Below are 11,852 nucleotides of genomic sequence, written 5' to 3'. Positions count from 1 at the left end.
TGTCTTGCTCAGCCGACGGTCACGAAGTCGATCAGCTCCTCGACCCGACCGAGCAGCGCCGGGTCGAGGTCCTGGAAGCCGCGGACGCCGCCGAGGATGTGCTTCCAGGCGCGGGCGATGTCGGCCTGGTCGCGGTGCGGCCAGCCCAGCTGCTGGCAGGTCCCCTTCTTCCAGTCGATGCCCTTGGGAACCTTCGGCCAGGCGGCGAAGCCGAGGCGCTCGGGCTTGACCGCCTGCCAGATGTCGATGAAGGGGTGCCCGACGATCAGCACGTCCTTGCCGACCGGCGACCTCATGATGGCCTGCGCGATCCGGCTCTCCTTCGAGCCCGGGACCAGGTGGTCGACGAGGACGCCGACCCGGCGGTTCGGCGCCGGCTTGAAGTCCCGCAGGTGGTCGGCGAGGTCGTCGACGCCACCGAGGTACTCCACCACGACGCCCTCGATCCGCAGGTCGTCGCCCCAGACCTTCTCGACGAGCTCGGCGTCGTGGCGACCCTCCACGAAGATCCGGCTGGCGCGCGCGACGCGCGCCTTCGCGTCATGGACCGCGATGGAGCCGCTGGCGGTGCGGGTCGGCCGGACCGGCCCGGCCTGGGTGATGGGCGCGGTGAGGATGACGGGCCGGCCCTCGAGCAGGAAGCCCGCGCCGAGGGGGAAGGTGCGTCGCTTGCCGTGACGGTCCTCGAGGGTGAGCGTGTGGAGGTCGCGGTCGACGGCGACGATCTCGCCGCACCAGTCGGTGGTGACCTCCTCGACGACCAGGCCGGGGTCGGCGGACGTCTCGACGGCACGTCCCCGCTTGGGGGCCTTCCAGTCTCCTGACAGTACGTCGGTCCCGTAGCGATCCACGGCGCAGAAGCCTAGGCCGGTCAGGCCAGGGGGAGCTGGCGGCGCGCCCGGGGGAGCTGGGCGTAGCCCCGCTCGACCGCCTGGCGCAGCACCTCGCGGGGGAAGGGCCAGTCCGACGAGTCGAGCGCGTCCTGGGGCGGGACGCCACGGCCGGCGAGCTCGCGGATCGTCTCGGCCACGGCTCGCAGGTCGTCGCACTGCCGTTCGACGAAGCCGCGGTCGACGACCGCGCCGTGGCCGGGCACCACGAGGGTGGCTGTCGTGGTGAGCCCGAGCAGGAGGTCGAGCGTCTGCGGCCACTCGAGGGGCCACGAGTCCTCGCCGAGCGCGGGCGGCGCCGACTCCTCGACCAGGTCACCGGCGAGCAGCACGTCGGCGTCGGGGACCCGGGCCACGAGGTCGCCCGCGGTGTGCCCCCGGCCGAGGTGGACCAGCTCCAGCTGACGGTTGCCGAGGTCGATGACCGCGGCGCTGGCGAAGGTCCGGTCGGCGGGCGGGGCCGCGGGGTCGGTCCGGGCCGCGGCCTCCTCCGTCGCGTACACCGGCAGCTGCCCGTAGCGCTCCCGGAAGGCGGCATTGCCCAGGACGTGGTCGAAGTGGTCGTGGGTGTTCACGAGCGCCACGACCGACCCTGCGCCGAGCCGCTCGACCGCGGCGATCGCCGCGCGCGCCTCGGCGTCGGTGGCGAGCGTGTCGACGACCACGAGGCCCCGCTCCCCGCCGACGACGGTCAGGTTGACGTCGTACGACGGCACACGACGGACCCACACCCGGTCCGCGACCTCGGAGAACGGCACCCGCTCACCGTAGCGGCGGGCGCGGCGCGGGATGGGGTGGGCTGGCTGTAACTGCCTGTTCTTGCTGCTACCTGACCCGTAGACCGGTACGCCAGTGACACGAACAGCTAGTTACAGCTCGGGGCGTGCACTGCCGGGGCGTCAGCAGAGCCCGGCATGCAGCTCCGCGCGGAGCAGGTCACCCAGCTGCTGGGCGGTGGTGGCGCGAGCGCCGAAGCGGAGCTTGGTGCGGTGCGCGCCGGTGGGGTCGACCCAGTCCAGGCTCACGCCGTCGGCGCGGAGGTCGGCCAGGTGGACGCCGAGGACGTCGCCGAGCCGGGTCTGCGTCATCGCCGCGACGGCGCGACGCAGCTCACCCTGGTGACACAGGTTGGCGTGCTCGGTCGAGCGCTGCAGGAAGCCTCGGTTGAGGTCGTGGGCGGGATCGGTGAAGGCGCCCAGCGGCACCCGGACGCGGGTCTCGGCGGGGGCGTCCGCCGGCGCGCTGCAGCGCTGGAGGAGTACGAAGTCGAGGTTCAGGCCGACCCGCATCCGCACCTCGTCGCAGCAGGTGCACTGCTCGAGCCCGAGCGCGTCGAGGCGTCCGGAGAGCGTCACGGTGGCGTCCCGGTCGGGGGAGTTCGTGGCACCCAGGCCGCTGCTGGCGGTGAGCAGGGCTCCGCGACCCTCGGCGGCGGCCTGGGCGAGGGGCGAGCCGGCGGGGCAGGTGAGGACCGGTCGGCCGCCGTGGTCCTGCATCTCGAGGAGGCCGTCGTCGATGTCGTCGATGCCGTCGACGACGAGCTGGACCTCATGCGGGCAGGCGAGGATGCTGCGCGCCGCGGCGGCGATGCGTCGTACGTCGAGACCGGGGTCGAGCGTCATGACCTCTCCTTCGTCCCGGCGAGGTGCCGGGCTCCTACGGAAGATTAGGTGAGCCTAACCTACCCGTCGCCGCCCGGGGAGGGAAGGGCGGCCCGCGGGTCCGGAGAATCGGTGGGGTCGGCGCTAGGATTGGCACTCCCCGCGGCGGAGTGCCAGGCCGGGGAGCCCGAAGGCGAGCGAGGAGGTGGGCATGCAGGAGGACCGCAGGCTTGCCGTGCTGCGTGCGATCGTCGAGGACTACGTCGCCACGGAGGAGCCGGTCGGCTCGAAGGCGCTGGTGGAGCGCCATCACCTCAACGTCTCGCCCGCGACGATCCGCAACGACATGGCCGCGCTCGAGGACGAGGGCTATCTCCACCAGCCCCACACCAGCGCCGGGCGGGTGCCCACCGACAAGGGCTACCGCCTCTTCGTCGACCGGCTGTCCACGGTCAAGCCGACCACATCGGCCGAGCGACGTGCCATCGCGAGCTTCCTCGAGGGTGCCGTCGACCTCGACGACGTCGTTCACCGCTCGGTGCGGCTGCTCGCCCAGCTGACCCGCCAGGTGGCCGTCGTGCAGTACCCCACGCTGTCGCGCTCGACCGTGCGCCACATCGAGGTCGTCGCGCTGACCCCGAGTCGGCTGCTGCTGGTGCTGATCCTCAGCTCCGGCCGTGTCGAGCAGCGCCTGGTCGAGCTCGACGCAGACATCGACGACGACGAGCTCGCCGGCCTGCGCTCGCGGATCAACCTCGCGGCCACCGGCGAGGTGATCGCCGACGCCGCCAGCGCGCTCCAGGCCCTGGTCCGGCAGGAGGACGGCACGCCGCCGAGCTCGTCCGCCTCCCCGGCCACCGTCGCCGTCGTCGACACACTGGTCGAGGCGATGAGCGACCACCGCTCCGACGAGCGCGTCGTCGTCGGCGGCACGGCCAACCTGGCCCGCTTCGGCGACAGCTTCGAGACCTCGGTGCGTCCGCTGCTCGAGGCGCTGGAGGAGCAGGTCGTCCTGCTCAAGCTGCTGGGCGAGGCCACCTCCGGTGGCGCGGTGACGGTCCGGATCGGCGCCGAGGGCCCGATCCAGGAGCTGGCCTCCACGAGCGTCGTCGCCACCGGCTACGGGCCCGACGACGCGCTGGCCGCACTGGGCATCGTGGGCCCGACCCGCATGGACTATCCCGGAACCATGGCTGCGGTGCGCGCCGTCGCGCGCTACGTCTCCCGCATCCTCGACGAGAGCTGAGAAGAAGAGAAGTGAGCCAGGACCCCTACGAGCTCCTCGGCGTCGACCGCGACGCCGACGCCGACGCCATCAAGAAGGCGTACCGCAAGCTCGCCCGCCAGCTGCATCCCGACGTCAACCCCGACCCGGAGAGCCAGGAGCGGTTCAAGCAGGTCACCGCCGCCTACGAGGTGCTGGCCGACCCGCAGAAGCGGGCGGCGTACGACCGCGGTGGCGACCCCTTCGGTGGCGGCTTCGGCGGACAGGGAGCGGGCTTCTCGTTCACCGACATCATGGACGCCTTCTTCGGCGGCAACCCGGGCGCCGCCGGCGGTCGGGGCCCGCGTCCGCGGACCCGCCGCGGCCAGGACGCGCTGATCCGGATCGAGGTCGAGCTCGCCGAGGCCGCGTTCGGCGTGTCCCGGGAGCTCAAGGTCGACACCGCGGTGCGGTGCACCACCTGCGGTGGCGAGGGTGCGGCGCCGGGCAGCCACCCGGTTCCGTGTGAGACCTGCCGCGGCGCGGGCGAGGTCGCCCACGTCCAGCGCTCGTTCCTGGGCGAGATCCGCACCCTGCGCCCCTGTGCCGCCTGCCGCGGCTTCGGCACGATCATCCCCGACCCCTGCCGGGAGTGCGCGGGCGACGGGCGGGTGCGCTCGCGCCGTACCCTGACCGTGAAGATCCCCGCGGGCGTCGACAACGGCACCCGGGTCCAGCTCAGCGAGCAGGGCGAGGTCGGACCGGGCGGCGGTCCCGCCGGAGACCTGTACGTCGAGATCCACGTCGCGCCGCACGAGGTGTTCGAGCGCCATGGCAGCGACCTGCACTGCACGGTCACGGTGCCGATGACCGCCGCCGCCCTCGGCACCACGATCACGCTGCCGACCCTCGAGGCCGACCTCGACCCGAGTGAGGACTCCGGCGTGGAGACGTCCTTCGAGCTCCAGGTCCCGCGGGGCACGCAGTCGGGACACCAGGTCGTGCTCCGCGGCCGAGGCGTCCCGGGCCTGCGCGGCGGACGGGGCGACCTCGCGGTCACCGTCGCCGTCGAGACCCCCACCCGCCTCGACCCGCGCCAGGAGGAGCTGCTGCGCGAGCTCGCCGCGATCCGCGGTGAGGAGCAGCCCTCCGGCGACGTCCGGCCGACGCACAAGTCGATGTTCGGTCGCCTGCGCGACGCGTTCACCGCACACTGAGCCTGCCCGGCCCATGACCCTGCCGCAGCACCTGGTGCCCGCGCTGGACGGCGTGCGGCCCGGGGACGCCGTCACCGTCGACGGGGACGAGGCGCACCACGCCGTCGTCGTACGACGGCTCCGGGTGGGCGAGCGGATCACGCTCGCCGACGGCCGGGGGCGCGTCGTCACCGGCGAGGTGAGTGCGACCGCCAAGCGCGCGTTCACGGTCGCGGTCGCCGCGGTCGAGGACCACCCCGAGCCGCGGCCGTCGGTGACCGTGGTCCAGGCCCTGCCGAAGGGGGAGCGCGGCGAGCTCGCGGTCGAGGTCCTCACCGAGATCGGCGTCGCCCGGATCGTGCCCTGGGCGGCGGCTCGCAGCGTCGCGGTCTGGAAGGGCGAGCGGGCCGTGAAGTCGCATGCGAGGTGGCAGGCCACCGCCCGCGAGGCCGCCAAGCAGGCGCGCCGGGCCTGGCATCCCGAGGTGCTCCCGCTCGCGACCACCGACGACGTCGCCGCGCTGGTGGGCGCCGCGGAGGTCGCCGTCGTGCTGCACGAGGACGCGAGCGAGCCCCTCGACGCGCTCGCGCTGCCCGCCGACGACGGCGACCTGCTCGTCGTCGTCGGGCCGGAGGGAGGGCTGACCGAGGAGGAGGTGGCGCGCCTCGTCGGCGCCGGCGCCGTGGCCGTCCGCCTGGGAGCCGAGGTGCTCCGCACCTCCACCGCCGGCGTCGCCGCCGTCGCCGCCCTGCTCTCCCGCACCCAGCGCTGGGGTGGCACGGCCTCCTAGGCGGCACTGGCGACCGGGCTGGCGATGGGGCCGGCGATGGGGCCGGCGACGGGCTGGCCGGGTTGATGGGGCTGGCCCGGGGGTGCTGGCTGGCGATTGGGCAGAGGCCGCACGTCGAGGCCCGGAATCTTCGCGGTTTGGGACCAAACCGTATACCGCTCAGTGCGCGAGCACAGCCTCCACCCGTCCGATCTCCTCTTCCAACCCGGCCCGCTCCGACCGGCTCAGCTCCCGCACCAGCTCGACGATCAGCACCCGACCCTCCTCGATCCGCCACAGCCCGGCGAACCAGCCGTCGACGTGGATCGACATGGCTTGCGCGCCGTTGAGTCCCATCCACAGCCGGCGGTGCTCGGGCGCCATCACCCGGTCGCGGGCGGCGTGGGAGAGCCACAGGTTGTCGTAGGTGCCGAAGAGGCGGACCGGTGCCGGCGCGTCCTCCTCGGCGACGGGCGCGTCCGTGACGTCGTACAGGACCTTGCCGTCCTCGTCCTCGTGGACCTCGAGGTCGTCCATCGCCTTGACCACGGGACCGAGGCGCGTGATCCCCGACCAGGCCGTCACGTCGGCCGCCGTGCCCGGCCCGAACGCGCGCAGGTAGCGCCGGACGAGCTCGGGGACGTCGGGCTCGGCGAGGGGGAGGCCGGTCCAGTGCTCGGCGAGGTCGTACACGACCGCCGTCGACCCCGTCGGCTTCCAGCAGCCGCGCGGCGGCAGCTGGGCGAGCACCTCGCTGACTCTCGCCACCTGGCCGAGCTGGGTCGCGGTGTACGACGGGAACCGCTCGGCCAGCGCCGCGCCGAGGCGGCGCTGGGGGAGCGGCCCGTCCGCCAGGAGCTCGTGCACGGCGGCAGAGAAGGCGTCACGGTCGACCTCGCGGGCGGTGCCGATGGTCTGGCTCGCCTTGAGCTCGCGCTCGCGGACCGGCGCTGCCCACACGGGCAGGGTCACCGCGTCCTCGGGCAGGTGCAGGTGCACGGTGTCGCGCAGGCTCAGCACCCGCACCAGGCGTCCGTCCTCGATCGCCGCGCTGACGTCGTACGGGTCGAGCTCGGTGAGCCGTGCGGCCAGGGACAGGTACGGCGGCAGCGCCTCCTGTGCCTGGAGGCCGACCAGGTGGCGCACCATGGCGTCGGGCGCCATCGCGACGCGCTCGAGCAGGTGCTGGCGCAGCAGGAGGGTCCGGTTCAGCCGGCGCCGCGAGTACCTCACCGCACCGTGATCCGCTTGGTGTCCTCGGTCGGGCCGCCGCCCTCGCCGCCGGACGGGTCGTCGGTGCGCGCCACGAAGGTGTAGGACCCGGGCGGCAGCCCGCTGACGTCCACCTCGGCCGTCCACGGGTAGAGCTTGTCGGCCCATCCCTCGGCGGTCGCGAAGCCCTCGACGACGACCTCGCCCGACGCGTCCAGGACCTCCCACGGGACGGTCGCCTCGAACGAGCTGGCGCGCCCGGTCGCGGTGAAGCCGTCGCCGACAGCGGTCCCCTCGGCGGGCTCGGTGACGTTGACGAGCGCCATGACGTCCAGCTCGGGCGCGGCGCGCAGCCCGTCGCCCACGGGGACCCCGAGCAGGGTCGCGGCCGGGGCGCCGTCGTAGGTCACCCGGATCGGGAGCCGCTCCCCGAGCGCCCCCTGGAGCGTGTAGACCAGCTGCTGGACGGCGAGCTCGGCTTGCTGCGCGTCCAGGGATCCGGCCTCCAGCCACCCGCCGTCGGCGAGCTGCACCTCGATCGCGCCGCCGGCCGTGGCCACCGACGCGAAGCGGCCGCGCGGCCACAGCGAGCGGTAGTCGGGGTCGACCGGGTCGCCGGTGGTGACGGCGGCAGCGGCCGCGACCAGCCGGTCGACCCCGGCCACCCGGGTGAACTCGCGGTACAGCCGGGGCCCCTGCGGCGTGTCGCCGACGTAGTACGCCGGGACGGCGGTTGCCCCGCCGTCGGTCGCACCCGTGGGCGGGTCCGTGGCCTGCGTCGCCGGCTCCTCCGACGCCGGGCCCGAGGAGGACGTCGGCTCGGGCGGCCCGGCCGAGGGCTCGTCGTCGCCGCAGCCGGCCAGCGCGCCCAGGGCGACGACTGCGCCGACGGCACCGGCGGCCGCGAAAATCCGGGGGGAGGTCATGCCCCGATCCTCCCCGATCGCGCGGACACCGGGCGGACGACGGCCCGTGCGCGTGTCGGCTCCCTGTCGCTCCCTGCCGGCTCCCGGTCGGCTCCTCTAGGGTTGCTGGCGTGACCGATCCCGACTGCCTGTTCTGCAAGATCGTGGCCGGCGACGTCCCGGCCGAGGTCGTCCACACCACCGAGCGCACGCTCGCCTTCCGCGACATCAACCCGCAGGCGCCGCTGCACGTCCTCGTCGTACCGCGCCACCACGAGCCGAACGCCGCGGCCTCCGCCGAGGCCGATGCGGCGGTGTTCGCCGAGATCGCGACCGCGGCGCGCTCGGTCGCCACCGGCGCGGGGTACGACGACTACCGCCTGGTCTTCAACACCGGCGCCGGCGTGGGACAGACGGTCTTCCACACGCACTGCCACGTGCTCGCCGGCCGGCCGATGGGCTGGCCCCCCGGCTGAGACTGTGGAGATCGGTCGAGCCTGGACGACGAAACTCACGCTTGGACGACGAAGTTTCATCGTCCCAGCGTGAGTTTCACCGGCCGGCCGGTGAAACTGTCTCCCCGCCCCAAACGAGTGGGCGCGACGCACCCCCGGCACGTACGATGGAGAGGCCTCATCGTCGTACCTGAAAGGCAGCCCGTCCGGGCATCCATGACCGACTCACCCAATCCCGTCACCGCCGCCGCGCAGCAGGCTCCGACCCGCCACACCGTGGTCGTGCCCAACAGCATCGACATGGTCACCCTGTTCGGTCCCGGCGACGAGCACCTCGGCATCATCGAGAAGCGGTTCGGCATCCAGGTCCACGTCCGGGGCAACCGGGTCACGCTCTCCGGCGACGTCCACGAGATCGAGGTGGCCGAGAAGCTGATCGACGAGCTCGTCGCCATCCTGCGCACCGGCCAGGGCATCACGCCCGAGGTCGTCGAGCGCGTGGAGGCGATGCTGCGCGTGCAGACCGCGACCTCCGAGCGCCCCGCCGACGTCCTGTCGCTGAACATCCTCAGCAACCGCGGGCGCTCCATCCGGCCCAAGACGCTCAACCAGAAGCGCTACGTCGAGACGATCGACAAGCACACGATCACCTTCGGCATCGGCCCCGCCGGCACCGGCAAGACCTACCTCGCCATGGCGAAGGCGGTCCAGGCCCTGCAGGCCAAGCAGGTCAACCGGATCATCCTCACCCGCCCGGCGGTCGAGGCGGGCGAGCGGCTCGGCTACCTGCCGGGCACGCTCAGCGAGAAGATCGACCCGTACCTGCGCCCGCTCTACGACGCCCTGCACGACATGCTCGACCCGGAGTCGATCCCCAAGCTGCTCGCGGCCGGGACGATCGAGGTGGCGCCGCTCGCGTACATGCGCGGGCGCAGCCTCAACGACTCCTTCATCATCCTCGACGAGGCGCAGAACACCACGCCCGAGCAGATGAAGATGTTCCTGACCAGGCTCGGCTTCGGCTCCAAGATCGTGGTGACCGGTGACGTGACGCAGGTCGACCTGCCCTCGGGAACAACCTCCGGACTGCGGATCGTCGAGGGCATCCTCGACGGCGTCGAGGACCTGGCGTTCGTGCGGCTCACCAGCCACGACGTCGTCCGGCACCAGCTGGTCGCGCGGATCGTGGCGGCGTACGACGACTTCGACGCCAAGAAGCAAGCCCAGAAGGCGGCGCAGAAGGATGCGCACAAGGACGCGCACAAGGATGCGCACAGGGCCAAGAAGGGCGAACGGTGAGCATCGAGATCCTCGACGAGTCCGGCAGCGGGCTCGACGTCAAGCACTTCTCGCGGCTCGCCCGCTTCGTGATGGACCAGATGCGGGTCCATCCGCTCGCCGAGCTGTGCATCAAGGCGGTCGACGAGGACACCATCGCCGAGCTCAACGAGAAGTGGATGGAGAAGGAGGGCCCGACCGACGTGCTCGCCTTCCCCATGGACGAGCTGCGTCCCGGCCTGGTGAACGAGGAGCCGGAGGAGGGCGTGCTCGGCGACCTGGTGCTGTGCCCCACCGTCGCGGAGCGCCAGGGCGAGGCGGCGGGCCACGGCACGCTGGCCGAGCTCGAGCTGCTCACCACCCACGGCATCCTGCACCTGTTGGGCTACGACCACGCCGAGCCCGAGGAGCACAAGGTCATGTTCGGGCTCCAAGACCAGCTGCTGGCCCAGTGGCGCGCCCACGTGGCCGCCTCCTGACGCCGGGCAGCCGGGGCAGCCGAGGATGATCGCCGACAGTCTGTGGCCGCTGGGTGCAGCGGCCGTCCTGGTGGTGCTCGCGGGCCTGTTCGCCGCGGCGGATGCGGCCCTGGCCGCGTTCTCGCGCGCCCGCGCGCAGGAGATGGTCGGGGAGGGCCGGGCCGGGGCCGGGCGCCTCGTCGCCGTCCTCGACGACGCGCCGCGTCACCTCAACACGGCACTGCTGCTGCAGCTGCTGTGCGAGATCGCGGCCATCGTCGTGGTGACCCTGTACGTCGACGACCGGCTCGACGCGTCCTGGTGGGGACGCGCGGCGGTGGCCATCGGGGTGATGCTGGTCGTGTCGTTCGTGGTGATCGGCGTGGCCCCGCGCACCATCGGCCGGCAGCACGCCGAGGCGGTGGCGCTGGGGAGCGCCTGGCCGCTGTCGGCCCTGACCGCGGTCCTCGGGCCGATCCCGCGGCTGCTGATCCTGGTCGGCAACGCGATCACTCCCGGGCGCGGCTTCCGAGAGGGGCCCTTCCAGACCGAGGCGGAGCTGCGCGAGCTGGTCGACATCGCGGAGGCGACCGAGCTGATCGAGGCCGACGAGCGCAAGATGATCCACTCGGTCTTCGAGTTCGGCGACACCACCGTGCGGGAGGTGATGGTGCCGCGCGGCGACGTGGTCTACATCGAGCACCACAAGAACCTGCGCCAGACCATGTCGCTGTTCCTGCGCTCGGGCTTCTCGCGGATGCCGGTGGTCGGGGAGAACCTCGACGACGTGCGCGGCATGGCCTATCTCAAGGACGTGGTCCGCCGCGACTTCGAGGCGCCCGACGTCGAGCTCACCCAGCGCGTCGAGGAGGTCATGCGCCCCGCCGTGTGGGTGCCGGAGTCGAAGCCGGTCGACGACCTGCTGCGCGAGATGCAGCTGCGCCGCCTCCACGTCGCGATCGTGGTCGACGAGTACGGCGGCACCGCGGGCCTGATCACCATCGAGGACCTGCTGGAGGAGATCGTCGGCGAGATCACCGACGAGTACGACGAGGCCGAGGTCGAGGTCGAGCGCGTCGGCGACGGCCGCGACGGCGAGGTCCGGGTGTCCTCGCGCTACCCGGTCGACGACCTCGACGAGATCTTCGGCTTCCCGATCGAGGAGGAGGACGTCGACTCGGTCGGCGGCCTGCTCGCCAAGCACCTGGGTCGGGTGCCGATCCCGGGCTCGGTCGTGGAGGCCCACGGCCTGCGCTTCGAGGCCGAACAGGCCGCCGGGCGGCGCAACAAGATCGGCACGGTGCTCATCTCCCGGGTGCCCGACGCCTCGCTGGACGAGGGCTGAGCGGGCTCGGCGGTTCGCCGGGGACGGATGCTGGTGGTGGCGGTGGCGGTGGTGGTGGCCGTGGTCGCGGATTCACCACGGGATGTAGGTCAAGCCCCACTTCTGTAGCGGAATTCCACCCGGGAAGCGCGGACTCGCCTACATCCCGTGGTGAATCCGCACCCGGCGCACCCGGCGCACCCGGCGCACCCGGCGCCCCCGGCGCCCCCGGGGGCGCACCCCGGGGTTCAGACCCCCGGGACGATCCGGATGTCCCGCTCGGCGCCGTCGCCGAGCGCGGCGAGGGCCTCCTGGTACGCCGGGGCGTCGTGGGCGGCGACGGCGGCGTCCACGCTGTCGAACTCGATGACCACGACCCGCTCCCGCAGCCCGGCCTCGTAGACCTGCTCCGGCAGCCCGCGGGCGAGGAAGCGGCCGCCGGCCTCGACGAGCGCCGGCCCGGCCAGCGCGGCGTAGGCCGCCATCTTCTCGTCGTCGCGCACGGCTCGGTAGTTGCTGATCCAGTAGGCAGGCATGGGGCTCATCCTGCCCGAGCCCCT

13 protein-coding genes are annotated in these 11,852 nt (G+C 73.0%); 7 read left to right on the top strand and 6 right to left on the bottom strand.

What is annotated here, in order from left to right; translation table 11 throughout:
• Positions 1–8: 8 nt before the first annotated feature.
• From ACJ5H2_RS14015 to ACJ5H2_RS14005, 3 genes are all read right to left on the bottom strand, one after another.
• Entirely contained in the window at positions 9–851 is an 843-nt protein-coding gene (locus ACJ5H2_RS14015; RefSeq protein WP_408896022.1) for a DUF3097 domain-containing protein, read from the bottom strand.
• Between the two features lie 20 nt (positions 852–871).
• Positions 872–1,648: an MBL fold metallo-hydrolase gene (locus tag ACJ5H2_RS14010; RefSeq protein WP_408896021.1), complete on the bottom strand. Its 777-nt coding sequence runs from the start codon at positions 1,646–1,648 to the stop codon at positions 872–874.
• A 141-nt stretch (positions 1,649–1,789) separates the two neighbouring features.
• Positions 1,790–2,512 (bottom strand): hypothetical protein, encoded by a 723-nt coding sequence (locus tag ACJ5H2_RS14005; protein WP_408896020.1) that lies wholly within the window; start codon positions 2,510–2,512, stop codon positions 1,790–1,792.
• Between the two features lie 190 nt (positions 2,513–2,702).
• On the opposite strand from ACJ5H2_RS14005, the gene hrcA reads away from it, so the two are divergent.
• The 3 genes from hrcA to ACJ5H2_RS13990 are packed head-to-tail and all read left to right on the top strand — an operon-like array spanning position 2,703 to position 5,681.
• A complete protein-coding gene (hrcA, locus tag ACJ5H2_RS14000; protein ID WP_408896019.1) occupies positions 2,703–3,737 on the top strand; it encodes a heat-inducible transcriptional repressor HrcA in 1,035 nt (344 codons plus the stop codon).
• Positions 3,738–3,748: 11 nt separating this feature from the next.
• Entirely contained in the window at positions 3,749–4,912 is a 1,164-nt protein-coding gene (gene dnaJ, locus ACJ5H2_RS13995; protein ID WP_408896018.1) for a molecular chaperone DnaJ, read from the top strand.
• 13 nt (positions 4,913–4,925) lie between these two features.
• The gene (locus tag ACJ5H2_RS13990) at positions 4,926–5,681 is read left to right on the top strand and encodes a 16S rRNA (uracil(1498)-N(3))-methyltransferase (protein ID WP_408896017.1); all 756 of its coding nucleotides are present in this window, start codon (positions 4,926–4,928) and stop codon (positions 5,679–5,681) included.
• 159 nt (positions 5,682–5,840) lie between these two features.
• Here ACJ5H2_RS13990 and ACJ5H2_RS13985 read toward each other — a convergent pair whose 3' ends face one another.
• Positions 5,841–6,893: a winged helix DNA-binding domain-containing protein gene (locus tag ACJ5H2_RS13985; RefSeq protein ID WP_408896016.1), complete on the bottom strand. Its 1,053-nt coding sequence runs from the start codon at positions 6,891–6,893 to the stop codon at positions 5,841–5,843.
• A complete protein-coding gene (locus ACJ5H2_RS13980) occupies positions 6,890–7,798 on the bottom strand; it encodes a Gmad2 immunoglobulin-like domain-containing protein (RefSeq protein WP_408896015.1) in 909 nt (302 codons plus the stop codon). The genes ACJ5H2_RS13985 and ACJ5H2_RS13980 overlap by 4 nt, the downstream gene beginning before the upstream one ends.
• A gap of 110 nt (positions 7,799–7,908) precedes the next feature.
• Here ACJ5H2_RS13980 and ACJ5H2_RS13975 point away from each other — a divergent pair, with 110 nt between their 5' ends.
• The 4 genes from ACJ5H2_RS13975 (at position 7,909) to ACJ5H2_RS13960 (ending at position 11,313) form a co-directional block, all read left to right on the top strand.
• Complete coding sequence (locus ACJ5H2_RS13975; protein ID WP_408896014.1) at positions 7,909–8,253, top strand: HIT domain-containing protein; 345 nt, start codon at positions 7,909–7,911, stop codon at positions 8,251–8,253.
• A 195-nt stretch (positions 8,254–8,448) separates the two neighbouring features.
• Complete coding sequence (locus ACJ5H2_RS13970) at positions 8,449–9,531, top strand: PhoH family protein (RefSeq protein ID WP_408896013.1); 1,083 nt, start codon at positions 8,449–8,451, stop codon at positions 9,529–9,531.
• Positions 9,528–9,989: an rRNA maturation RNase YbeY gene (gene ybeY, locus ACJ5H2_RS13965; RefSeq protein WP_408896012.1), complete on the top strand. Its 462-nt coding sequence runs from the start codon at positions 9,528–9,530 to the stop codon at positions 9,987–9,989. The genes ACJ5H2_RS13970 and ybeY overlap by 4 nt, the downstream gene beginning before the upstream one ends.
• A gap of 25 nt (positions 9,990–10,014) precedes the next feature.
• Entirely contained in the window at positions 10,015–11,313 is a 1,299-nt protein-coding gene (locus ACJ5H2_RS13960) for a hemolysin family protein (protein ID WP_408896011.1), read from the top strand.
• A gap of 227 nt (positions 11,314–11,540) precedes the next feature.
• Here ACJ5H2_RS13960 and ACJ5H2_RS13955 read toward each other — a convergent pair whose 3' ends face one another.
• Positions 11,541–11,828, bottom strand: coding sequence for a DUF1330 domain-containing protein (locus tag ACJ5H2_RS13955; RefSeq protein WP_408896010.1), 288 nt, complete (start codon positions 11,826–11,828; stop codon positions 11,541–11,543).
• Between the last annotated feature and the right edge of the window lie 24 nt (positions 11,829–11,852).

This window comes from Nocardioides pymetrozini (genome assembly GCF_046058985.1).
Lineage (GTDB): Bacteria > Actinomycetota > Actinomycetes > Propionibacteriales > Nocardioidaceae > Nocardioides.
Note: the sequence above shows the minus strand (reverse complement) of the source record. Positions and strands in the feature narration are given on the sequence as shown.